The 25361-nt window shown below is 34.3% G+C and carries 21 protein-coding genes; 2 read left to right on the top strand and 19 right to left on the bottom strand.

Annotation, left to right across the window (positions count from 1 at the left end; translation table 11 throughout):
* Window positions 1–2 precede the first annotated feature (2 nt).
* From ACIQ0M_RS04200 to typA, 14 genes are all read right to left on the bottom strand, one after another.
* Complete coding sequence (locus ACIQ0M_RS04200) at window positions 3–1439, bottom strand: MBOAT family O-acyltransferase (RefSeq protein WP_396150037.1); 1437 nt, start codon at window positions 1437–1439, stop codon at window positions 3–5.
* Between the two features lie 5 nt (window positions 1440–1444).
* The gene (locus tag ACIQ0M_RS04195) at window positions 1445–2638 is read right to left on the bottom strand and encodes a glycosyltransferase (RefSeq protein WP_396150035.1); all 1194 of its coding nucleotides are present in this window, start codon (window positions 2636–2638) and stop codon (window positions 1445–1447) included.
* Window positions 2631–3821 (bottom strand): glycosyltransferase, encoded by a 1191-nt coding sequence (locus tag ACIQ0M_RS04190; protein ID WP_396150033.1) that lies wholly within the window; start codon window positions 3819–3821, stop codon window positions 2631–2633. Before ACIQ0M_RS04190 ends, ACIQ0M_RS04195 begins: the two co-directional genes overlap by 8 nt.
* Window position 3822: 1 nt before the next feature.
* Window positions 3823–4980 (bottom strand): polysaccharide pyruvyl transferase family protein, encoded by a 1158-nt coding sequence (locus ACIQ0M_RS04185; RefSeq protein WP_396150031.1) that lies wholly within the window; start codon window positions 4978–4980, stop codon window positions 3823–3825.
* Between the two features lie 8 nt (window positions 4981–4988).
* Window positions 4989–6020: a glycosyltransferase gene (locus tag ACIQ0M_RS04180; protein ID WP_396150029.1), complete on the bottom strand. Its 1032-nt coding sequence runs from the start codon at window positions 6018–6020 to the stop codon at window positions 4989–4991.
* Window positions 6021–6024: 4 nt separating this feature from the next.
* Window positions 6025–7044, bottom strand: a complete 1020-nt coding sequence (locus ACIQ0M_RS04175; protein ID WP_396150027.1) for an NAD-dependent epimerase — start codon at window positions 7042–7044, stop codon at window positions 6025–6027.
* A 12-nt stretch (window positions 7045–7056) separates the two neighbouring features.
* Window positions 7057–8106 carry a dTDP-glucose 4,6-dehydratase gene (gene rfbB, locus ACIQ0M_RS04170; RefSeq protein ID WP_396150025.1) on the bottom strand — a complete coding sequence of 350 codons (1050 nt, stop codon included), beginning with the start codon at window positions 8104–8106 and terminating at the stop codon, window positions 7057–7059.
* 121 nt (window positions 8107–8227) lie between these two features.
* A complete protein-coding gene (locus ACIQ0M_RS04165; protein ID WP_396150023.1) occupies window positions 8228–9505 on the bottom strand; it encodes a nucleotide sugar dehydrogenase in 1278 nt (425 codons plus the stop codon).
* Between the two features lie 12 nt (window positions 9506–9517).
* Window positions 9518–10909, bottom strand: coding sequence for a UDP-glucose 6-dehydrogenase (locus tag ACIQ0M_RS04160; protein ID WP_396150021.1), 1392 nt, complete (start codon window positions 10907–10909; stop codon window positions 9518–9520).
* 16 nt (window positions 10910–10925) lie between these two features.
* Window positions 10926–11909 carry an SDR family oxidoreductase gene (locus tag ACIQ0M_RS04155; RefSeq protein WP_396150019.1) on the bottom strand — a complete coding sequence of 328 codons (984 nt, stop codon included), beginning with the start codon at window positions 11907–11909 and terminating at the stop codon, window positions 10926–10928.
* Window positions 11909–14380 (bottom strand): polysaccharide biosynthesis tyrosine autokinase, encoded by a 2472-nt coding sequence (locus ACIQ0M_RS04150; RefSeq protein ID WP_396150017.1) that lies wholly within the window; start codon window positions 14378–14380, stop codon window positions 11909–11911. The genes ACIQ0M_RS04155 and ACIQ0M_RS04150 overlap by 1 nt, the downstream gene beginning before the upstream one ends.
* A 9-nt stretch (window positions 14381–14389) precedes the next feature.
* Entirely contained in the window at window positions 14390–15178 is a 789-nt protein-coding gene (locus tag ACIQ0M_RS04145) for a polysaccharide biosynthesis/export family protein (RefSeq protein WP_396150015.1), read from the bottom strand.
* Window positions 15179–15242: 64 nt separating this feature from the next.
* A complete protein-coding gene (recR, locus tag ACIQ0M_RS04140) occupies window positions 15243–15863 on the bottom strand; it encodes a recombination mediator RecR (protein WP_396150013.1) in 621 nt (206 codons plus the stop codon).
* Window positions 15864–16056: 193 nt separating this feature from the next.
* Complete coding sequence (gene typA / locus ACIQ0M_RS04135) at window positions 16057–17853, bottom strand: translational GTPase TypA (protein WP_396150011.1); 1797 nt, start codon at window positions 17851–17853, stop codon at window positions 16057–16059.
* Window positions 17854–18131: 278 nt separating this feature from the next.
* Between typA and dnaX the strand changes: the two genes are divergently transcribed.
* Window positions 18132–19217 (top strand): DNA polymerase III subunit gamma/tau, encoded by a 1086-nt coding sequence (dnaX, locus tag ACIQ0M_RS04130; protein ID WP_396150009.1) that lies wholly within the window; start codon window positions 18132–18134, stop codon window positions 19215–19217.
* Window positions 19218–19258: 41 nt separating this feature from the next.
* Window positions 19259–19855: a DNA polymerase III subunit gamma/tau gene (locus tag ACIQ0M_RS04125; RefSeq protein ID WP_396150007.1), complete on the top strand. Its 597-nt coding sequence runs from the start codon at window positions 19259–19261 to the stop codon at window positions 19853–19855.
* A 7-nt stretch (window positions 19856–19862) separates the two neighbouring features.
* Here the strand turns inward: ACIQ0M_RS04125 and ACIQ0M_RS04120 are convergent, their stop codons facing one another.
* From ACIQ0M_RS04120 to ACIQ0M_RS04100, 5 genes are all read right to left on the bottom strand, one after another.
* The gene (locus tag ACIQ0M_RS04120) at window positions 19863–20225 is read right to left on the bottom strand and encodes a hypothetical protein (RefSeq protein WP_396150005.1); all 363 of its coding nucleotides are present in this window, start codon (window positions 20223–20225) and stop codon (window positions 19863–19865) included.
* Between the two features lie 109 nt (window positions 20226–20334).
* Window positions 20335–21114, bottom strand: a complete 780-nt coding sequence (locus tag ACIQ0M_RS04115; RefSeq protein WP_396150003.1) for a hypothetical protein — start codon at window positions 21112–21114, stop codon at window positions 20335–20337.
* Between the two features lie 28 nt (window positions 21115–21142).
* Complete coding sequence (locus ACIQ0M_RS04110; protein ID WP_396150001.1) at window positions 21143–22033, bottom strand: Ppx/GppA phosphatase family protein; 891 nt, start codon at window positions 22031–22033, stop codon at window positions 21143–21145.
* 20 nt (window positions 22034–22053) lie between these two features.
* On the bottom strand, window positions 22054–24177 hold the full coding sequence (ppk1, locus tag ACIQ0M_RS04105; protein WP_396149999.1) for a polyphosphate kinase 1: 2124 nt from the start codon (window positions 24175–24177) through the stop codon (window positions 22054–22056).
* Window positions 24170–24661 (bottom strand): SixA phosphatase family protein, encoded by a 492-nt coding sequence (locus ACIQ0M_RS04100; RefSeq protein WP_396149997.1) that lies wholly within the window; start codon window positions 24659–24661, stop codon window positions 24170–24172. Before ACIQ0M_RS04100 ends, ppk1 begins: the two co-directional genes overlap by 8 nt.
* Window positions 24662–25361: the final 700 nt, after the last annotated feature.

Below are 25361 nucleotides of genomic sequence, written 5' to 3'. Positions count from 1 at the left end.
GTTTAAAATTGAAAATAAATAAATTCTTGTTCTTTTCCCATAAAAAAGAATATCAAAAAGATAATCACATAATAAAACCCCCATCGCAAAGGCCTTTTCCATCTTGAACCAAGGGCTTCAAGGGCATAGGCTTCGCCTCTTCCCACCCATTCTACAGTCATAAAAAAAGCCAATAAGCCAAAAAGGGAAAAGGGAAGAATCGTTGGAACACTCAATAAACTTGACGTAAATATTCCTTTAATATAACTAAAGGCATGCGTTATATTGTCGGCTCGAAAGAAAATCCAAGCAAAAACAGTTAAGCTAAAGGTGGTTAAAATAGCAAAGAAATCCCTGGCCGAAGGTAATAATTTACCCATAGCAACCACTTCAAGGTTATTCCTGTTTTTATTGGCAAGTAATAAAGGTAAAAAATACAATGCATTCAAAAATCCCCAAACGATAAAAGTCCAATTGGCTCCGTGCCAAAAACCGCTGACAATGAAAATAATAAATGTATTTCTGATTTTCATGTTCATACCCCCCTGACTTCCGCCCAACGGGATATAAAGATAATCTCTAAACCACGTGGAGAGCGAAATGTGCCAACGCCGCCAAAATTCAGCAATGTCTCTTGAAAAATAGGGAAAGGCAAAATTTCGCATCAAATCAAAACCAAACAACCGTGAAGTACCAATAGCAATATCTGAATATCCTGAAAAATCACCATAGATTTGAAACGTAAAAAACAACGCTCCCAACACCAAAGTGCTTCCGGAATGTGAATCTGAGTTATTAAAAATCATATTGGCATACTCGGCACAATTGTCGGCTATGACAATTTTCTTGAATAATCCCCATAAAATTTGGCGTAAACCATCAATAGCTAGTGTATAATTAAATTCTCTTTTTTTATAAAATTGAGGAAGTAAATGGGTAGCTCGTTCAATGGGTCCTGCTACTAATTGAGGAAAGAAACTCACAAAGGCCGAAAAAGCAACAAAATCTGTAGTAGGCACTAATTTTCGACGGTACACATCAATGGAATAACTCATGGTTTGAAAAGTATAGAAACTAATTCCAACCGGAAGAATGATTTCTAACATACCTGCTTTGATTGGCATCCCTAAAAAAGTAAAGGCTGTAACAAAATTGTCTAAAAAGAAATTATAATATTTAAAAAAACCAAGAAACCCGAGGTTGACAATAATACTTATCCAAAGTAAAATTTTTCGTTTGGTTTGATTCTCCTGTTTTAATAATCCAACCCCAACAAGGTAGTCAACCACTGTACTAAAAAGAATTAACGAAAGAAATTGAGTGTCCCACCAGCCGTAAAAAACATAACTGGCAACAACAATCAAGAGATTTTGCAATTTCAGGTTGCGGTTGGTCACAAACCAATACAGTACAAAAACGATTGGCAAAAAAATGGCGAAATCAATGGAATTGAATAGCATATCTTTTATTTTTCAATTAAATCATAAAGAATTTTTAATTCTTGTTCGTTATTAATTTGGGAAGTACTTAAATTCTGCCTAAGTTGTTCTCCAATTTTGTTATTTTCAATCAATTGTATAATTCCTTCAGCAATGGCTTCAGCATTCAAATCAACAATATAGCCATTTTCAAGATGCGTAAGCTGGTCAGAAACGGTTGGAAAATTGGTGGCTAAAATAATTTTTTGCAAAATTTTTGCTTCTTCAGACGCACGAGATTTCCCTTCAAATCGAGAAGTTTGTGCATAAAGGGTTGCTTTTTGCAAATAAGGATAGGGGTTTTCCTTTTGACCAAGTAGAAAAAAATTTTCAGTAATATGCAAACGATTGATTTGTTGTTGCAATTCGTTTCGCAAATTCCCTTCACCCAACACATACCACTTAATAGCATATCCTTTTTGAACCAAAATAGAACAAGCGGCTATGGCTAAATCAAAACCTTTTTGTGGATACAATCGCCCGACAGATACAATAGTGATTCCTGAAAAATCCTCTTGAATTGGTTCTTCTGCCATCACTTTAATCGTGTCTAAAGAAAAAACACTTTGCATCGTCCCAATTTGAATAGGTAAATCGGAAAAAAGTTTATGTAGAATAGCTTCACAAGATTGAGAAACAGTCAACAAAGCCGTTAATTGTTTAAAATAGGGTCGATCTAAGGCGGGATCCATGCCCAACTTAGCATAATCATTCCGAATAAAAGCTATTTTTTTGGTGGCACTCACTTTATCCACATTATAACAATTCGGAATATTCTCAAGGTAACTGATGGCTACATCATACTTTTGAGGAAGCTTAGGCAAACATATCCGCAAAGCACGCCACAATTTTTGGTCTTTAATCGTAGGAACTGATTCGTTTTTCACATAAAAAAAATAAACCAAACGAGCTAAAATAATATCCAATCGAAATCCGGTTAAGCTTTTTAAAACAGCTGCCTTAATCGACATATCAAAGTAAGGAATCTCCTTAGGAGCGGGTAACAAATGAACTTGATTGGGTAATTTTTTTAAAAAAACACCTTCGTTTTTCATCAAAAGCAAATCTACATCATACCGCTCATAATCAAACACTTGCAACAAGGAAACAAGAGCATTTTCTGCTCCTCCGCAATGAAGATTATTAATGATAAAAAGTATTTTCTTTTTACTACTAAGCATGAATAAGTGCGTATAATTTTTCTATTTCTAATTCAGAATCAATTGGTTCACTAGACAAATTTAACATTAAATCGTTCTGAATGGTTGTATTTTGATAGATTTTAAAAATTTCTTCTGCCAAATTCGCAGGATCCATTGGTGAAATAATACCATTTTTTTGATGAATAATTTGGTCTTTAGCGGTATCAAAATCAGTTACTACAATAGGTTTTTGAAGAATCTTCGCTTCATCAATCGCTATCGACTTACCTTCATAACGTGAGGGTTGCACATACAAATGAGCTCGCTTAACAAACGAATAAGGATTAGCTTTTAATCCTAAAAATACAAATTGATTTTGTAAACCATTGGCGGCTACTTGTTCTTCCAAGTTTTTGCGTTCATTGCCATCTCCAATCAAAACCCATTGAAGTTCAAGGCCTTTATTAACCAAAAGTTGACAAGCTTCTACAGCCATATCACAGCCTTTTTCATAACTCAACCGGGCTACGGTGATGATAGTAAACTTAGTCCAGTCCAAGGCAACATCAGGTTCTTCTTCTGCTAATTGACGAACCAAACCGGCTGAAACTATATTATGAATAAGCTTAAATTTAGAATGAAAAGCTGGAAAATTTACTTTTAAATCGGCAGCACACTCTTGCGAAACGGTTACAACAAAATCCAGTTTTGAAAAATAAGCTAAATCAAAAGAAGGTTGCATTCCGGACTTAGAATAATTCGTATGAATCCATCCTATTTTTTGAGTCGCTCGTACTTTATCAACCACAAAATAATTGGATGATTTTTCTAAGAAACCAATGGCCGAATCATAGTTTTTTGCAATAACCGGAATGGCTTTACGGAGGTTTTTCCATGAAGATTGCTCGGCATATCCTTTGTTGGTTATAAATTTATTTTTTAGGGTATAGACAAGACGATGAAAAATCAGACTTAAATTTCCTGTCTTTAAAAACGTTAGGCACGAACGAAGCAAACCACTCGTAAATGTGGAATAATTTCCTTGAATGGAAAGCAAAGTAACTTGTTTTGGAATACTGGAAAGGAATAAGCCCTTAGGCTGAAAAGCGAGTAAATCAACTTCATAGTGGTCATAGTCAACTGTATTGAGCAAGTTAACGAGGCTTTTTTCCCCTCCTCCTGCATCCAAAGACGGTATGACAAACAGAAGCTTTTTCTTCATCTTAAACTATTTTTGCTAAATACTCACCGGCTTTATAAGACATGGATTGAATATGCGGTATTTGTTTAGATAAAATTTCACGAAGTGCTGCTTCATCACTTACTAATTCATCAAATTTTTGTATCAATTTTTGTGTATCCGCAATTTCGTTAATTCCTAAAACCAAGCGTTCGGTACCAAAAATATCTTTCGCAATTCCTTTTGACTTAACACTATAACCCAAGACCATGGTTGGAACATTATTAGAATATGCAGCTATGGTGGCATGGGTTCGGGCTCCAATAAAAAAACGCATTCGGGCTATATAGCCTTTGTATTGAATAGCGTTCAAAGTATCCGGCAACAAAATAACCCGGTTACTAGATTTAAAGTGATGATAAAATTCCTCTAAAATTTCATTATCATTATTCCCTTGAATCATAACATGAGGGGTTAAAGCTACTGTCATAGTAGTTGTATCCAAAATATACTGAATCAATTGGATAGAAGCTTCTTTAGACGCTTTATTTCTTTTATATACTAATGGACTGTAATTAAACCCAATGGTATTGCCTTCTTGCCAACCCTCCGGCAAAGGAAGTTCTTCTTTTTCCATCGTAAAAGCACCATCAGCACATAATTTCACATTTTGTATTCCTTTTTCAGTTAGGTTTTGAAAAGTCAATGTCTCTCTAACGAGTAATAAATCAAACGATTTTAAATCGGTTACTTTGGCAGGAGACAAGTCTTCACTTCCAATAGAAGCTCCCCAAAGAATTAATTTTTTACCGGCTTTTTTTATTTGCCTGTCCACTTCATAAAGCCAAGGTTGTTCACCATAACAATAGTTGTCACCTCCAATAGATAAAAATACATCATGGGTAGGAATGTGTTTAAAAATCTTTTGATAGTTAATACGGATGGCATAATTCTCATTTCCAAACAATTTCAGATTGAGCAAACTAACAAACCATTCAAAACTATACTTTTTAATTTCTACTCTACTGTCATCAAACAAATTGGTAATACCGGGCATATTCTTGTCTGATTCAAAATCTTGAGAAAGTAAACTAATCTCCGCATGGGGAATATACTTTTTGATAATGGGAATACCGGAACGAACAATAGCTTCACAACCTCTGTTTTTACTTCCTCCATGGAAAAATAATAGAATTTTCATATCTAATTTTATTTTTTATTTCTAAAAGCACTATAGCGAACTGCCAAAAATAGTGCGGTTATACTTTTACTTTTAATAGCGTTTAATAGAAATTGTTGGTATTTTGATTTATTTTGAAATAGTGGTTTTTCATATTTTTGAATAGAATTTTCAATGATAGGATGCGAAATCATTTTTTTAACATACCGCATTCCAAACCAAGAAGAAATCGATGGATTAGGCTCAAGATAAAGATTAACATATGACATGACACTCTCAACTAAACGGATAGATCGCCATTCTTCTATTTGTTTTGAACCATAATTTTTTTTTAAAAGTGATTCGTAATCAAAATGATAAACCTCTAAAGCTCTTTTAAAATAGTCTTTTTTTGATAAATCATGCGTAGCACTTCCTTCAATTTCTTTGTAAAGATAACCACTATAATTGGTGAAAAAAGCGGTGTTGGCTTTGTTAAATGCTTTTAAATTAAAAATACCATCTTCGCCTAAAGCAATACCAACAGGGAATTTAATATCAAATTGATGAACAAAGTCTTTTCGATAAATTTTATTCCAACAAGTGTTTAAAGAACTATTTTTTATAAAGGTTGGTAATAAAATAGAATCAATATAGCTCTTATCCAATACTTTTTCTGAGGAAAATGTTGATTTAACCTGAATAATATAACCTCCTTGCTCTTGCATAAAGTTAGATACCACAATGTCAACTTGATGTTGAACTGCCAACGTGTAGTGATGTTCAAAAAAATCAGCTGATATTGTATCATCCGCATCTACAAAACCGATGTATTCGCCTTGAGCTACTGTTATCCCGTTATTTCTGGCAACACTAACCCCTTGATTAGATTGATTAATTAGTGTAATCCGTGAATCAGTGGCTTGGTAAGAGGCAATAATTTGCGGACTGTTGTCTTGGGAACCATCGTTTACAAAAATGAATTCCAACCCGGCAAGAGTTTGACTTAAAAGCGATTCAATACACGCTTTAAGGTGTTTCTCGGCATTATAAACCGGTATGACAACAGATAGTTTTATCATCTGATTAAAGTGAATAATAATCCTTATACCATTCAACAAAAGCAGCAACACCTGCGTTAACATCAGTGTTGGGGTTATAGTTAAAATCGTTCTTTAAATCTTCAACATCAGCCCATGTTTTTTCTACATCACCGGGTTGCATTGGCAACAGTTCTTTGATTGCTTTTTTATTAGTAATTGTCTCAATGGCATCAATAAAATCCATTAACTTAACTGGTTTACTGTTCCCAATATTATACAATTTATAGGTTGTTGTAATGGTATCATCGCGAAATGCCTGAGCAATTTTTAACATGCCGCCTACAATATCATCCACATAGGTGAAATCTCTGGACAAATTGCCGTGATTAAAAACTTTTATTGGTTTATTGTTTAAAATCGCATCGGTAAACAAAAACATGGCCATATCAGGCCTTCCCCATGGACCATACACGGTAAAAAAACGCAACCCAATAGTTTGAATACCGAAAAGATGACTGTAGGTATGAGCCATTAATTCATTCGCTTTTTTGGTGGCAGCATACAAACTAATCGGATGATCTACAACATCATCAGTGGAAAATGGAATCTTTTCATTCAAGCCGTAAACACTGGAACTACTCGCATACATTAATTTCTTAACCCCATGATTCCGGCAACCTTCCAAAATAGATAAAAAACCACTCACATTACTGTCAACATATTGAAAAGGCTGTTCAAGACTGTACCGAACTCCGGCTTGAGCGGCTAAATTACAAACCAAATCAAACTTCTCATTCGCAAATAATGCATCAACAGCATCCTTATCTTCTAAATTGAGTTTTATAAAACTAAAATGTTGAGGGTGTTTTGAACCGGAATACAACGTATTATAAGTAAAAGAGGAAGCAGTAATTCCGAGTTGTTCCAAACGCCCAAATTTCAGATTAACATCATAATAGTCATTCAAATTATCTAATCCAACCACGGTATAACCGGCTGAAAGTAATTTCTCAGACAAATGATACCCAATAAAACCGGCCGCTCCCGTAACCAATACTTTCATATCTATTTGCTTTTAGGATAAATATTGCTTTTCGTAGTAACGCTGATATTCACCGGACGTAACACTGGAAAGCCATTCTTCATTGCTTAAAAACCATTCAATTGTCTTTTCCAAACCTTGCTCAAAGGTCACAGAGGGTTTCCAACCCAAGTCTTTATTAATTTTGGTAGCATCGATAGCATAACGCAAATCGTGACCGGGGCGGTCCTTTACATAGGTAATCAATTGTGCAGAGGTACCGACGGGTCGATTTAATTTAACATCCATCTTTTGACACAAAAGATGAACTAAATCTATATTTTTCCACTCGTTAAAACCGCCAATGTTGTAGGTTTCGTGATTTTTTCCTTGATGAAATACCAAGTCAATGGCAATCGCATGATCGATAACAAATAACCAATCACGGGTATAATTGCCATCACCGTAAACAGGCAATGGTTTGTTGTGAATAATATTATTGATGAACAACGGAATTAACTTTTCAGGAAAATGATTAGGTCCGTAATTATTTGAACAATTGGTGATTACATAAGGTAAACCATAAGTCTCACCATAGGCCCGTACAAAATGATCGGAGGCAGCTTTTGAAGCCGAATAAGGCGAATTAGGTTCATAAGAAGATGCTTCGGTAAACAAACCGGTAGCTCCTAATGTACCATATACTTCATCGGTTGAAATATGATAAAAACGTTTACCTTCAGTACTATCTTTCCAAATGGCTCGTGAAGCATTCAACAGATTCATCGTCCCGATTACGTTAGTCTTTACAAATGCCAACGGATCAGTGATGGAACGGTCAACGTGCGATTCAGCAGCCAAATGAATGACACCGTCAAACTGATGCTGTTGAAAAAGAGCATCAATAAAAGGGGCATCGGTAATATCACCTTTGATAAAGGTATAATGAGGTGCTTGCTCAATATCCTTAATATTTTCTAAATTACCGGCATAGGTCAAGGCATCCAAATTAAAAATTTGAACGTTAGGATAGTTGTTCACAAATCGTCTAACAACATGTGAACCAATAAACCCTGCCCCACCTGTAATTAAAATTTTTCTCATAAAACTACACTATTTTTATTCATTAAACCTACACCCACAACCCACAACCTACAACCTACAACCTACAACCTACAACCTACAACCCACAACCTACAACCTACAACCTACAACCTACAACCGACTATAGTCTCCCGTCTGCTTGTGTTGTTAAAATACCTTTCACATCATACACTACCGCATGTTCTTTTTTGATAGAATCAAAATCAAGTGTTAAAAATTCCTTATGTGCAACCCCCAAAACAATTCCGTCAAATTGCTCGTTTGTTAATTGATTCGAAAGGGTTAAACCATATTCGTGTTTCACTTCCGCTGCACTAGCCCATGGATCGTAAATAGAAACATCTATTCCATAATCAGATAACGCATGAATAACATCAACAATTTTAGTATTGCGAACATCCGGACAGTTTTCTTTAAAAGTTATTCCTAACATCAATACTCGGGCACTGTTAATCGTAATGCCTTTTTTTATCATTAGCTTGACTACCTGCGAGGCTACATACTCTCCCATACTGTCATTCAAACGTCTTCCGGCTAAAATTATTTCTGGATGATAACCGGCCTCTTGTGCTTTCTGTGCCAAATAATAAGGATCAACACCGATGCAATGACCACCTACTAAACCGGGTTTAAAAGGAAGAAAATTCCATTTAGTGCCGGCAGCTTTCAATACAGCTTGCGTATCTATGTTTAGAATATTAAATATTTTGGCCAATTCATTTACAAAGGCAATATTAATATCTCGTTGCGAATTTTCAATCACTTTTGCTGCTTCCGCCACTTTGATGGTGGGAGCTAAATGAGTTCCGGCGGTGATAACGGATTTATATAAATCGTCAACTTTTTTACCTATTTCAGGAGTAGAACCTGCTGTTACTTTTAGGATTTTTTCTACGGTATGCTCTTTATCGCCCGGATTAATTCGCTCAGGTGAATAACCGGCATAAAAATCAACATTAAACTGTAATCCACTGATTTTTTCTAAAACCGGTACACATTCCTCTTCAGTGACTCCCGGATAAACAGTCGATTCATAAACTACTATGTCACCCTTTTTCAAAACTTTTCCAACCGTCTCACTCGATTTATATAAAGGAGTTAAATCAGGTCGATTGTTTTTATCAACCGGTGTAGGAACCGTTACAATATAATAAGTACATTCAGCAATATCTTCCAAACGGGAGGAACAATAAAGTCCATCCTGAACCAAGGGTTGCTCAATTAAAACAGATTTCAATAACGCTTCATCCACCTCCAACGTCGTATCCAAACCCTGATTAAGTTCATCAATTCGTTTTTGGTTAATATCAAAACCTACCACTGGATATTTTGTTGCAAAAAGCCTCGCCAAGGGCAATCCAACATATCCTAAACCGATTACAGCTATTTTTATATTCATCTTTCTGTTAATTTAAGAACCAATCGCTTGGTATTTAAAACCTATACGGGTTAATTTTTCTCTGTCTAATAAATTTCTACCGTCAAAAACAAAAGCAGGCTTATTCATATTGTCATAAATACGCTGCCAATCATAGTTTTTAAATTCATCCCATTCGGTAAGCACTGCAATAGCGTGAGCACCTTGACAAGCTTCATAAGGATCTGAAATTGCAGAAATTTGATCCGCATTTTCATTTTCTGTCCTGGAGTTTAAATAATTTAAATCCGATAAAACTTGTTTATAACTCACTTTAGGGTCAAAAACAACAATATTGGCTTGTTCAAACAATAAATTATCAGCCACATAAATAGCGGCCGACTCGCGTGTATCATTAGTATCCTTTTTGAAAGCCCAGCCCAAAAAAGTAATTTTTTTTCCGGCAACAGTATTGTAGAGCGTCGTAACAATTTTTTTTGAAAATCGGTTTTTCTGGTGATCGTTCATAATGATAACCTGCTCCCAATAATCAGCCACTTCGTTTAATCCGTACGATTTAGCAATGTAAACCAAATTTAAAATATCTTTTTGAAAACAAGAACCACCAAAACCAACAGAGGCTTTCAGAAACTTAGAACCAATTCTACTATCCATACCAATAGCCTTTGAAACTTCATTCACATCAGCACCCGTTTTTTCACACAGTTCAGAAATAGCATTGATAGACGATACCCGTTGAGCTAAAAAGGCATTAGCAACCAATTTTGATAATTCAGAAGACCAAACATTAGTGGTTAAGATTCGGTCTTTAGGAACCCAATTGGCATACACCTCCACCAAAGACTGAATGGCTTTTTCACCTTCCGGTGTCACTTCACCTCCAATTAAAACCCTATCAGGACTAAATAAGTCTTCGACCGCTGTACCTTCTGCCAAAAATTCAGGATTAGAAAGTATTTGATATTTAACACCATTACCTGTATTATGCAAAATGCTTTTAATCGCTTCAGCAGTTCTAACAGGTAAAGTAGATTTTTCAACTACAATTTTATCCGTTTTTGAAACACGGGCAATTTGACGAGCACATAACTCAATATATTTTAAATCAGCCGCCAAACCTTTACCGGAACCATAAGTTTTGGTTGGTGTGTTAACCGAAATAAAAATCATTTCAGCTTCGTCTATAGCTTGATCAACGTCAGTAGAAAAAAATAGATTTCTACCACGAGCCTGAGCAACAACCGAACTTAAACCCGGTTCATAAATAGGAATATTTTCTACATTAGGATCATTCCATAAATTAATTCGTTGCTCGTTTAAATCAACTACTGTTACTTGTATGTGAGGGCACTTTTGAGCAATTACAGCCATAGTAGGACCTCCTACATAACCGGCTCCAATACAACAAATTTTTGTAATTTTCATGCTTGTATTTTTATCATTATAAGTTGTTCCAATACCAATCTACTGCTTCCTTTAGTCCTTGACTAAAAGAAAATTGTGGTTGATAGTGGAGTAATCGTTTTGCTTTTTCAACACTGGCCAAAGAATGGGGTATATCTCCCGCTCGCTGAGGACCATAAATAACTTCTACATGACTAATCTCAGAATCATATACAGATAAATACTCTTTCAACAACGCTACCATTTGATTCAAAGTAACCCTATCGCCATAGGCAGTATTATACACCGTGTTCACTGCCTCCGGATTTTCAGTCAACATAGCTAATTCATTCATTTGTATCACATTATCAATATATGTAAAATCCCTTGAAAACAAACCATCTCCATTAATAACTGGACTTTCATGCTTAATCAAAGATTTTACAAATTTTGGAATCACAGCAGCGTAAGCTCCATCCGGATCTTGCCTTCTTCCAAATACATTAAAATAACGCAAACCAATGGTTTCCAATCCATATGTTTTACTGAATATTTCAGCATACAATTCATTTACATATTTAGTAATTGCATAAGGTGAAAGCGGTTTTCCAATAATTTCCTCAACCTTCGGCAGCGATTCAGAATCCCCATAAGTAGATGAACTGGCTGCATAGATAAATCGCTTCACTTGGGCATCTCTCGCAGCAACCAACATATTCAAAAAACCCGAAACATTAACCTCATTAGAAGTAATAGGATCATTAATAGACCTTGGCACAGACCCTAACGCTGCTTGATGTAAAACATAATCTACTCCATTAACCGCCAAACGGCAAGTATCCAAATTCCTTATATCTCCTTCGATAAGTTTAAAATGAGGGTTTTTTAAAAACGGTTCAATATTATGACGATGTCCTGTCGCAAAATTATCTAAACAACAAACTTGGTGGCCCTTTTCTAAAAAATAATTACAAAGGTTAGAACCTATAAAACCGGCACCGCCGGTAACTATAATAGTAAACTTTTGATTTGTAATTTCCATTATATTTTTTTGATTGCTCTCTTAATTTTATCTAGGAAGGTTTTTGGTTTCTCTTCCTCTCCATAAGCATTGGTATAGTTACCATAAATATAACTATATCCATATCCATATCCATAACCGTATCCATAACCTGTACCGTATTTTGCTCTGTTTTCAAAACCATTAAAAACAATACTTACATTTTTTAATTCCTCTCGCTGCATTCTATTATTTAGCAAGTTAATCATCTCCTTTTTAGTATAGTTTTGACGAATAATATATAAAGTTGCGTCGGCATAAGGAGCTAACTCAATAGCATCGGCAACTAGACCAACCGGCGGTGTATCCAAAATAATATAGTCATATCGCTCTCTAAGATTATTCATAAATAAATCCATAGATTCACCTATTAATAATTCAGATGGGTTAGGTGGCACCGGACCGGAAGTAATAACGTCTAAATAAGGTATATGCGTATGTTGAATAACTTCTTCTAATGTTTTTTGACCGATCAGGTGATTAACTACACCAATATCATTCTTAATTTTAAAATCGTCAAAAATTTTAGGCTTGCGTAAATCAAGACCTACAATCACTGTTTTTTTCTCACTTAAAGCAAAAACCGTGGCAATATTAATCGAACAAAACGTTTTACCCTCTCCACTTATAGATGAGGTGAGCATTAAAGTTTTTGAACCATTAATCTTTTGTTTTTTATACATGAATTGAAGAGAAGAACGAATTGCTCTAAAAGACTCAGATAAAGATGACTTTTGTTTTTCGAAGACAGCTAAATTAGATTTTGTTTGTTTCATTCCAATAATTCCAATGATAGGAATAGAGGTCAACTTACTTATATCCTCAGCATTCAAAATTGTATTTTCTAAAAAGAAAATAATAAAAACGGCAATTAAAGGAATAAACAAACCAAGAAAGAACGCTAAAACATAATTTACTTTTGTATTTGGCCCAATTAGTCCACCTCCAATATCTTTCGCAGGGTCGATGAAGTGAATATCAGCTAAATTGGCAGCTTTAACAATATTTGCCTCATTTCGCTTACTCAAAAAGCTGGTAAAAATTGTATTATTTAAATCATACTTTCTAGAAATTTTCAAAATCTCTTGTTCATCAGCAGGTAATTGGCTAATTTCTGATTCAGCTTGATTTAATTTGGAATTAACAACGGATAAATCATACTCTAAAGAAGCTTTTGCAGATTTAATATTCTCTAACAAAACACTTTTTAATGCGTCCATTTGAACATCAAAATCTTTGAACATTTTCTTATTTTTAACCAAATAAGGCTTTTGTGCCCTCTCGGTAGATAAGTCAATAATTTTAGAAACGTTTTGTGCAATATTAGGATCGTCAACACCCGCCACTGAAGGAGCTGGAAGTTTGGAAAAATCAACACTATTTACCAAATAATTTCTTAAGGAATTGTAGTAGGCAATTTTGCGGTTTATACCGTCTTTTTCAACTTCAAAAGCTAAAATCTTAGCTGAAATCTGACTACCTCCGGTATTAATTTGATAATAGTTTTTATTTTTAGTAAAGTTTTTTAATTCATCTTCATTGTCTTTCAATTTATCCTCCATAGCCAACAAAGTACTATCAATAAATGCAATGGTATTGGTAGCAAATTGATTTTTCCGATCCAATTGAGCTTTTACGATTGTTTTAACAGTTTCATTTAAATAATCTACTAAACGATTCTTATTTGTTCCCTCCAAGCTTAATTTTACAATCGACTGTGCATTTTTATCAATTGTAGTTTTTATACCTCTGTATCTCGTAACAATATCATCAAATCGATTGAATTTAATAAAATATTCTTGTCCAACATAGTTCCCTAAAAAATCATCTCTTTTTAGAGTTATATTCAAAAATGACAAATTAGTTGCTTGATTTAGATTAAACCTTTTAGTAAATGTACCGCTAGTAACTCCATTTTTTGTAGAAGTATTGGTATTATAAACGAATGTTTCTGCTTGATCATTTTCAAAAATAATACGAACTTCATATTTTGTTTCAGAAACAAACTTAATTCCTATTAAAGTTCTTAATAATTGTGGCTTACTTTTGTCAATTTCAACTTTAAAAGGAACTGAACCATAAACATCCCGCATGTAGTACTTTCCTCTTTTTAAATAATCTAGATAAAAGTCTAATTTATCTACTACCACCTCATTATGGGATCTTGATTTTAAAGTTGAAGCCAAACTTTGTACTTGATCAGAAGTTCCTCCCCAATTAAAAACCAAACTCGTATTAGAAGTAAAAAATGGGTTACTCTCCTCTTTAATAGCAATTGTTGTATCTAATTCATAGATTTTTTCTTTTCGAATATTAACATTATAAGCAATCAAAAAAGCAACTATCCAACTAATAACAAACCATTTCCAATAGCCCGCTAATTTTATAATAAAGCCTTTTAAATCAAACTTAATTTGGTTTTCAAAAAGTGTAAAATCTTTAGAATCAAGCATTTTTTTATATTATAAACGTGATAGAACAATAATAGAGGTAACTAACGACAATGCTGAAATAATTGTAGTTAAGGTTTGAATTCCGGTGGTTCCGGTTCCCCATGATTTTTGCTTTAATGGATTAATTAAAATAAAATCATTGGGTTGAATATAATAATAAGGTGATTCTAATGCTTTTTTATCTAGAAGATTAATTGTATGCATTTCAACCCCGTGGGGATATTGCCGAATAATAAGTACATTTTTCCTGTCACCGGTCATTGTAATATCACCCGAATTGGAAATAGCATCCATGATTGTTGCACGCTCATTATAAATTATATTCGTTCCAGGGCTTTTAATTTCTCCATTAATGGTATAGCGAATACCCGCCAATTTTACTGTAACAAATAAACTTGCCTCAGCATTAAAATATTCATCTAACAAACGCCGTTCGATGTTTTTTCTAACCTCTTCTGTGGTAAGCCCCAACACTTTCACTTCATTTAATATGGGGATTCTTATGTTACCATGATCATCAACATTAAAACCTTCAAAAAACATAACTTGCTCACTCACTATATTTCTATTCCCATCAGAGACCTTAAACATTTCTGTTAAATCTGGGTCTATTGTCTTAATATTAATAACCAAAATATCATTACTTTGTATTCGATAGGGCTTCTTCACAATCTCACTCATGACTAATGTATCATTGCTATCATTTTGATTTTGAAGATACTTTAAATCTTTAGTGGGTACACAAGACACCGTCAAAAGAACTAGAAAAAGTAAAAGAAATATATGGTTTTTGTTCATTTTAAAAATTTTAGCTGACAAATATAGTTTTTCCATCAGAATATAAAAACAAGTTTACTTATTATTAATTGCTTTTCATGGTGTTTTCAAATGGAATTCGATTTAAAATACTTCTTCCTAATGTAATTTCATCAGCATACTCCAATTCGTCACCCACCGAAATCCCTCTTGCAATAGTCGAAGTTTTAATTTCATAGTGTTGAATTTGTCTGAAAATATAAAAATTGGTCGTGTCACCCTCCATCGTAGAACTTAACGCAAAGATAACTTCAGACACCTTTCCTGCACTCACTTTTTCAACCAATGTAGCGATGTTTAATTGACTTGGTCCTACTCCATCAATCGGAGAAATCTTTCCGCCCAATACATGATAAACTCCTTTAAACTGACCCGTGTTTTCAATGGCCATTACATCACGAATATCTTCCACCACACAAATCATTTGATGATTTCTTTTTTCGTTTGAACAAATTTCGCAAAGTTCTACATCGGAAATATTATGGCAACTTTTACAATACTTCACCTCATAACGCATGGTTTGCAATGATTCGGTCAAAAATTGTGTTTGCTCTTTGGGTTGTTTCAACAAATGCAAAACCAAACGAAGAGCAGTACGCTTACCAATTCCTGGTAATTGTGCCATTTCGTTCACTGCTTTTTCCAACAATTTTGAAGAAAATTCCATTGCTACAAAAATACATTTTTCAATCGTATTGCTTTAACATTTCTTTCGAAAGTTTTTAAATAACGTTGGGTTGCAGTAAAAATTTTAGTGAAGCCAAGAATTACAACAATTCTCTTAAAAACGATTTGTTTAAAATGCCGTAATCCTTGACTAAAAAAATAAAAAAATCCCGCTTAAACGGGATTTTAATACTTTATATTTTATAACGTTTTCTGTCGTTTTCATTCAGGTAAATCTTACGCAAACGTATCGATTTTGGCGTTACCTCCACGTACTCATCTTTTTGAATGTATTCTAACGCTTCTTCTAAAGAGAATTTAATCGCCGGAATAATTTTTGTTTTATCATCAGCTCCCGCAGAACGGAAGTTGGTTAACTGTTTTGTTTTGGTAATGTTTATCGTCATATCATCACCTCTAGAGTTTTCACCCACCACTTGACCTTCATAAATATCTTCATTTGGATCCACAAAGAATTTACCACGGTCTTGTAGTTTATTGATAGAATAAGGAATCGCTTTACCATTTTCCATCGAAATTAAAGAACCGTTGATACGACCTGCAATTTCTCCTTTGAATGGTTCATAACCAATAAAACGATGAGCCATAATCGCTTCTCCGGCAGTGGCGGTTAACAATTGGTTTCTCAATCCAATGATTCCGCGAGACGGAATATTAAATTTGATTATCATTCGTTCTCCTTTACCTTCCATACTTAACATTTCTCCTTTTCTGACTGAAACAAACTCAACCGCTCTTCCTGAAACATGCTCAGGTAAGTCAATGGTTAATTCTTCAATTGGCTCACATTTTTGACCATCAATTTCTTTAATGATTACTTGTGGCTGACCAATTTGCAGCTCATATCCTTCTCGACGCATGGTTTCAATTAAAACCGATAAGTGCAATACGCCACGGCCAAATACCATAAATTTATCAGCCGAATCTGTATCCGATACACGAAGAGCTAAGTTTTTCTCTAATTCTTTTGCTAAACGATCTTTTACGTGTCTTGATGTAACAAATTTTCCTTCTTTTCCAAAGAAAGGCGAATCGTTGATGGTAAACAACATGCTCATTGTAGGCTCATCAATAGCAATGGTTTGTAAGGCTTCCGGATTTTCAAAATCAGCCACTGTATCACCAATTTCAAAACCTTCGATTCCTACAATCGCACAGATGTCGCCCGCAATTACTTCGGTTACTTTTTTACGTCCAAGACCTTCAAAGGTATGTAACTCTTTGATTCTGGATTTAATGATTTTACCATCTCTTTTAACTAAAGAAATAGGCATTCCTTCTTTTAAAACACCTCTTTCTAAACGTCCAATCGCGATACGACCCGTGAAGGAGGAAAAGTCTAAGGAAGTAATCAACATTTGTGGTGTTCCTTCAGAAATTCTTGGAGCTGGAACGTGTTGTACTACCATATCTAACAAAGGTTCGATGTTGGTCGTTATGTTTTTCCAGTCTTCAGACATCCAATTGTTTTTGGCAGAACCATAAACCGTTGGGAAATCCAATTGCCATTCTTCTGCTCCTAATTCAAACATCAAGTCGAATACTTTTTCGTGTACTTCTTCCGGAGTACAATTTTCTTTATCCACTTTATTGATAACAACACATGGTTTCAGGCCTAAATCGATGGCTTTTTGCAAAACGAAACGTGTTTGCGGCATAGGTCCTTCAAAAGCATCAACTAACAAACATACTCCATCAGCCATGTTCAATACGCGTTCAACTTCTCCACCAAAATCAGCGTGACCAGGTGTGTCAATAATGTTAATTTTTGTACCTTTATATACTACAGAAACATTTTTAGAGGTAATGGTAATTCCACGTTCACGTTCTAAGTCATTGTTGTCTAAGATTAAATCACCGGTGTTTTCGTTTTCACGAAAAAGTTGACAGTGATACATAATTTTGTCAACCAAAGTGGTTTTACCGTGGTCAACGTGGGCAATAATTGCAATGTTTCTAATTGATTCCATCTGTGTTTTTTTCAGGGTGCAAAGGTACACTTTATTTCTACATAAAAAACTTTTGGGTAAAACATTGAGAGATTTAACGTTAGCGTAATGTAGTGTTCAGTTTGCAGTCGCAGTGCTCAGATTTCAGAGATAAATTTCAACTAAGTTCAAAAATCAACAATCGCTATTCTTCATTCGTTAATCAATAATCACATTGACTAATTCACATTTTAACTTATTTCCCTACTTCCCTTGCCAATCGATAATTAAATTTTATATTTGTCATCCAAACTTTTTTGATGGAACAATTTGTAGTATCAGCCCGAAAATACAGACCCCAGACGTTTATTGACGTGGTGGGTCAGCAGGCTATTACCAACACTTTGCTTAATGCCATCGAAAACAATCATTTAGCTCAAGCTTTGCTTTTTACCGGACCTCGTGGAGTGGGAAAAACAACTTGTGCGAGAATTTTGGCTCGTAAGATTAACCAACCCGGTTATGATGATCCGAATGAAGATTTTGCGTTTAATGTATTTGAATTGGATGCGGCTTCAAACAATTCGGTGGACGATATTCGGAATTTGATTGACCAAGTTCGCATACCGCCACAAACCGGACAATATAAAGTGTATATCATTGACGAGGTGCACATGCTTTCGTCTGCTGCTTTCAATGCTTTTTTGAAAACGTTGGAAGAACCACCAAAACACGCCATCTTTATTTTGGCTACGACCGAAAAACATAAAATCATTCCGACCATCTTGTCACGTTGTCAGATTTTTGATTTTAAACGAATTACGGTAAAAGATGCTAAAGAACATTTGGCCTATGTAGCCGAAAACCAAGGCATTCAATTTGAAGACGATGCGTTACACATTATTGCTCAAAAAGCAGATGGAGCGATGCGGGATGCGTTATCGATTTTTGACAGAGTGGTTTCGTATTGCGGAAATAATCTGACTCGTCAGGCGGTTACAGAAAATTTGAATGTGTTGGATTATGAATCCTATATTAATGTAACCGATTTACTTCTGGAAAATAAATTACCGGAATTGTTGATGGCATTTAATGATATTTTGGCTCGCGGTTTTGATGCTCATCATTTTATTCAAGGTTTAGCTTCTCACTTTAGGGATTTATTGGTTTGTAAAAATCCTGCCACGTTAGTGTTGTTGGAAGCTGGCGAACAAGCTCAGAAGTTGTATGGTATTCAGGCTCAAAAATGCAGTCAGGAGTTTTTATTGAAAGCAATTGAACTTGCGAATGATACTGATTTAAAATACAAAGTGAGTCAGAACCAACGTTTACTTATCGAACTTTGTTTGATGCAATTGGGCTCTATCACTTTTGATGGAGAAAAAAAAAAGTTGACGGCTATATAATTCCCCCTTTTCATTTTCTGGGAAAATTAGGTGCTATTGAAGTGGCAACTGCTTCGGTGGAAGTGGTTCCGAATGTGCCGAAAGAAATTCTGAAAGTGGAAACTCCTTCTTTCAACGAAACTGTTGTGGAAGAAACTACCAAACCCAACATTGCTATTCCGACTATTACTAATGGTGAACCAAAGGTTTCTGCTTTTTCATTGGCGAGTATCAAACAGAAAAAAGAACTGGCGGAAGCTCAAAAACTAGTTACGAAAGAAGCAATTCAATACCCAACCGAGTCTTTTACTGAAACGGATATGTTGTTGCAATGGAACAAATTTGCGATGAAGTTAGAGGAAAAAGGGCAAATGATTATGCATTCGCTGATGCTGATTAACGATCCAAAACTAGACGGAGCTAAAATCACACACGAATTGCCCAACGAAGGAACACGTTTGGAATTTGAGCGAACTAAGAATGAATTGTTAGGCTATTTGCGTGGAATGCTTCATAACCACGATATTGAAATTGAGTTGGTTGTGAATGAAAAAATGGAGAACAAACGGGCGTTTACTCCGCAAGATAAATTTAATCGATTGAATGAAATTAATCCGAATTTGGAGTTGTTGCGGAAGACGTTTGATTTGGATGTTTAGTGGGGAATTAAAACAAGATTCCAAATACTTCATTGAAAGGTTTTGAAATGTCTACAAAAGTAAAACTCACTTCAATTTCTTTTCTCAAAAGATTTATTGTTTTTCCTGATTCAATATCGGAAGTAACATAGAATTGAATTGATTTATCTAAATGAGCTTGTGCAAACAACTTTGAATCATTTGGAATAATAGCTCTGGGTCTTATTTCAGTTGAATTTATACCTTTTTGATCATAAATTGCTTTAGTGAATAATCCAGCTGTTTTGGCATGATCTAAATTGAAAGGTATAATTTGTATGTTTCTTAATGGCAAACTTTCTAATTCATCTTTTACACAAAATTCGGCAATTGAAACAGTGGAAAATTTCATAACAATATCATTTTCAACAAAATACTTAAAATAAGCTTTAGCATTCTCATGAAGAACATCCTCTCCATTAAGTAATCTTATAAAAAAACTTGTATCTAATAATACCCCACTATGCATCATATCCTCCTCTCATATCTCGTAACCAATTATCAGCATCAATTCCTTTCCATTTAGATGTAGATTTCTTAATTAATTTGTTTAGATAATCTTCATCAAACTTTGGTGAATATGGGAACATTTCTAAATATTTTAGTGAGGTTTTGTCAAATTCACCACTTTCAATATTTTGTTTGGCAGTTACTCTAAAACCATATCTTCTGTAAATTAAATTTTTTTCTTCTTTTTCAAAAAACTCTTTCGGAGTATCAATAATTACAGTTCCAAATTCCTCAGTATTTAAGTGGACATTTGATTTTTGCTTACCTCCAGCATTGGTGATTTCTCCATAAAAATACAATTCTGAATCTACCCACAAGTCTAATGTTCTTTTATAGTTAGTTTTGGGATTGACCTCAAACAGATGCTCTTTATTAGAAAGGATGGTTTTTATTTCAAAAGAATATTGTTTACTGTAAGCAATATTTTGAATCCTTTCTATAGCTTGTGCTGTCTTTAACTCTAAAAAATCAATACTTTGGTTAGTTTCTACTACTTCCAAATTAGCCGACAAGCCAATTAAAGCTTGTGTTGCGACTTTGAAAACATGTTTAACAGAACCCTCTTCAATTGCATAACTAATAGTTGGTCGATCTTTTTGATTTGGATAAAGAATATCCTCTATGTTATCTAACATAGCTTTTATTTCTTTTACATCAGTATTTTCAGGACTTAAAGATTCATTTCCTTTAGTTCCTGAAACTCTAATTTCAAAAATTCCTTTAGTTTCCATAAAGCAAAAGTAATAAATTTATTTATTTTTAAATCCTCCCATAATACATCGCCTTTACAATTCCATCAGAAAGTCCGATTTTGGGAACGTATAGATGGCGGGCTCCACTCCACTTCATTGCGTTTAAGTAGATTTTTGTGGCGGGGATGATTACGTCGGCACGGTCGGGGTTTAAGGCTAATTCAGAAATACGTTCGTCATAGGTCATTTTGTTCAACATCGAGTATTGAGCATTTAAACCCAAATAAGTAAGCGGTTTATCTTGCTGTTTTCCGGTCATTTTAAAAAGTTTGTTGATGTTTCCACCTGAGCCAATCATCGTAACATCGTCAAAGGGTGCTGTATTTAATTTTATCCATTTTTCGATTTCCACCCAAACAACTTCATTGACCATATTATTCAACATTCGCACAGTTCCGTTTTTGAATGATTTGGAAGCGATGATTTTTCCGTTAGAAAATAAAGAGAATTCGGTACTTCCACCACCTACATCTACATATAAATAGGTTTTGTCGGTAGCGATATATTCTTTTAAATCGGAAGAAGCAATTATGACTGCTTCTTTTTTACCATCAATAATATCAATTTGAATATCGGCTTCTCGCTGAATAATTTCAACCACATCACTATTATTATCAGCTTCACGCATGGCCGAAGTTGCACAGGCTTTGTACCGTTCCACTTTGTGCACTTTCATCAATAGTTTAAAGGCTTTCATCGCATCAATCATTCGTTCGATATTTTCATCGGATATTTCTCCAACTGTAAAAACATCTTGCCCTAAACGAATAGGCACACGAACCAACGAACTTTTGTTAAATTGTGTATCTTTTCCTTCTTGCTCAACGATGTTAGACACCAACAACCGCATGGCATTGGAGCCAATATCAATGGCAGCGTATCTTTTTATTGTAATCATTTATGCTTTTTAATTTGGGGTTATATTTTTTCAGTAATTACTTCTAATTGGTTTCGATAGTAATTATAGGTTTCAATTTGTGCTCTGAAAACACGGTCACTTTCTTTTCGAACACGGTATTTATTGTCTAATTTTTCGGAATGGTAGCGGGCTTTTACATTTCCTTTCCAGCCTACATCAAAACTTTCAATGAGTTCTAATTTGATGCTTTCGTCGTAAATCGGACAAGTTACTTCTACTCTGGCATCGATGTTTCGGGTCATAAAATCGGCAGAAGAAATAAATACTTCCGGTTTGCCTTGATTTCCAAAGATAAAAATCCTTGAATGCTCAAGGAAATTATCAACAATACTGATGGCTTCAATGTTTTCGCTCATTCCCTTTACACCCGGAATCAAACAACAAATTCCGCGAATAATCAATTGAATTTTTACACCGGCACGACTCGCATCATACAATTTATCAATCATTCGCGTATCGGATAAACTGTTCATCTTTAACTTAATATACGTTTCTTTTCCTGAAAGAGCATGCATAATTTCTCGATCAATGAGTTTATACATTTTATTTCGGGTATAATGCGGCGAAACAACCAAATGCTTGTAGCGATGCACACGGTAATTGACTTCAAAGAAATCGAATACTTTGTCGGCATCCTTTAAAATTTGTTGATGACTAGTAAACAATGTCACATCGGTATACACTTTAGCTGTAGATTCATTGAAATTTCCGGTAGAAATGAACCCGTAACGTTTGATTTTTTTGTCTTCAAATCGGTCGATGACACAGATTTTGCTGTGTACTTTTAATCCTTTTACACCAAAAATCAAATTAATTCCTTCAGTTTGCATTTGTTCGGCATAGGAAATATTACTGGCTTCGTCAAAACGAGCTTGTAGTTCAATTTGAACGGTTACTTTTTTACCATTTTTTGCGGCATTTATCAACGAACTAATAATTTGTGAATTCTTAGCCAAACGATAAAGTGTGATTTTAATGCTGATGACTTTTGGATCAAGAGCGGCTTCACGAAGAAATTTGATTAAATAGGAAAACGATTGATAGGGTGCATTGACCAAATAATCTTTTTCGCTAATCTTTTTAATGATGCTTCCCTCTAATCCTAAACCATCAACAGGTAGTGGCGTTTTAGGTTGGTATAATAAATCGTATCGCCCTAAATTTGGAAAATCCATATAGTCGCGACGATTGTGGTAACGTCCTCCCGGAATGATGCTATCGGTTGAATCGATATTCATCTTTTCTAGAAAAAACTTCAGTGTATCTTTATCAATCGACTGATCATAGACAAATCGAACGGGTTCTCCAATTCTTCTGTCGCGAACACTTTCCGAAATTTTTTCGGCAAAACTTTTACTAATGTCGCTGTCAATTTCCAACTGAGCATCGCGGGTAATTTTAATCATGTGAGCTGAAATACTCTCATATTCAAAAATATTGAAAATACTTTGCAGGTTATAACGAATCACATCATCCAAAAGAATAATGAATTGTTTTTCACCGTTAGAGGGCAAGACAACAAATCGATTGATTGTTTTTGGGATTTCTATCACCGCATAACGAATGTCTTTTTTAGTTTTCTTGAACCCTAAAAAAGATGATTTTTCAATCGATTCGTTTTTCATGACAAGTTTTACTGCTAAATAACCGGATGTATCTTTAAGAAGGGGGAATTCTGCCAAATCATTCAAGATGATGGTGACTAAAGCCGGACTAACTTTTTGAATAAAAAAATCATGGATATAATTTTCCTGTTCTTTCGAAATTTCTTTTTCATTGATAATAAAAACGCCTTCTTTTTCGAGTTCTTTTTCAATGATATTGAGAATTCGCAAACTTTCTGATTGCTGTTTGATGACAATGTCGGTGATGTCTTTGAGTAACTGTTGGGACGTAATTCCACCCAAAACTTTTTCTCCGGATTGTCCGGAGAGAGAAAGTCTTCTGATGGCCGCAAAGCGAACCCGAAAAAACTCATCTAAATTATTGGAAAAAATGCCTAAAAATCGTAATCTATCTAATAATGGAACTGTTGGATCTGCGGCTTCTTGAAGCACTCTGGCATTGAAACATAACCAACTTTTCTCTCTGTCAACATAACGGTATTCTATCGCTTTAATCATCTTTTAAATCTCTTGGAAAAAGTACTTTATTGGTTTTGCCTTTATGGATAGTTGACCAACTGTCTACATCGAACGAAAGAGAAACAAATCCGGCAGTGGGCACATTATCAATAAAAACATCTCCAAATTTATTAACAAATTCTGTGATTGCCTCATTATGACCGAAAAGAATAACATTTTCATAACTATTATTGCATGATTTTATTATTTTTTCGAGTTTATAACCATCAAACGTATATAATTCATCCTTGAAAACGATACATTCCAACGGCCACATTTGAATCTGAGCAAAAATAATTGCTGTCTCTGATGCTCTCTTAGCTGTGCTACTCCAAATCAGGTTTACCTTTGGGATCAAATCGGTACTATTTTTAGCAACCAAATGAGCATCGCGAATACCACGTTGGGCGAGTACTCTATCTTTATCTTGAACAGGTGCATCCCAACTGGATTTTGCATGCCTGATTAATATTAAATTTTTCATAGTAGGATAACTTCTTAAAATGAGTTAAAATTTCAATACAATTTAAGATTATTTTTTTATTAAAGTAATTTAAATACAAAATTTTACAATTCAATGTAATTGATAACATTTGGAATTAAAATAACAATTATTTACGTTTCTGTGATAAATCTATTTTTAATTTAATCGAAGTACTTGAATTCAAATTAACTTATTAACAATAGGTATTAATAAAGTTTTAATTATGTATTTTCCTACTTATATTTTATTTTAACACCTTTTATCGTCATTTTTATGCATTTTATCGATAAAATATTTTTTTTATGAAAACAACTTTATGCATTCGACAAGAATTTAAGAATAAATTAACGCAGAAAGATGTATAAATATAAGAAAAAAGAGTGGTTATTCATCGACAAAAAACTCCACAAACAGCATTTTAAGTGCTACTTATCGAGTTTTTTGGTTAGTTACAGAAGAAATGTACAAAAAAATCATATAGTCTATAGTTTAGCCGTCCGATAAATGAGTAAACTGTAGAAGTCTATCAAAATTTATCTGCCCAAATCAACTAATTTATTAATTATGAAAAAAAAACTTTTTGATTGTCCGCAATTACCCATAATTAAATAAAAAGCCTTATATTTGATAAAAAAAAGCGATGAATTTATTCAGTTTTACGGCAAATTTTGGAAGTGAAGAAGCTTGTAGACTTCATTTT

The organism is Flavobacterium sp., assembly GCF_044339515.1.
Classification (GTDB): domain Bacteria; phylum Bacteroidota; class Bacteroidia; order Flavobacteriales; family Flavobacteriaceae; genus Flavobacterium.
The sequence above is the reverse complement of the archived record's forward strand: the minus strand, read 5'-3'. Positions and strand labels throughout refer to the sequence as shown.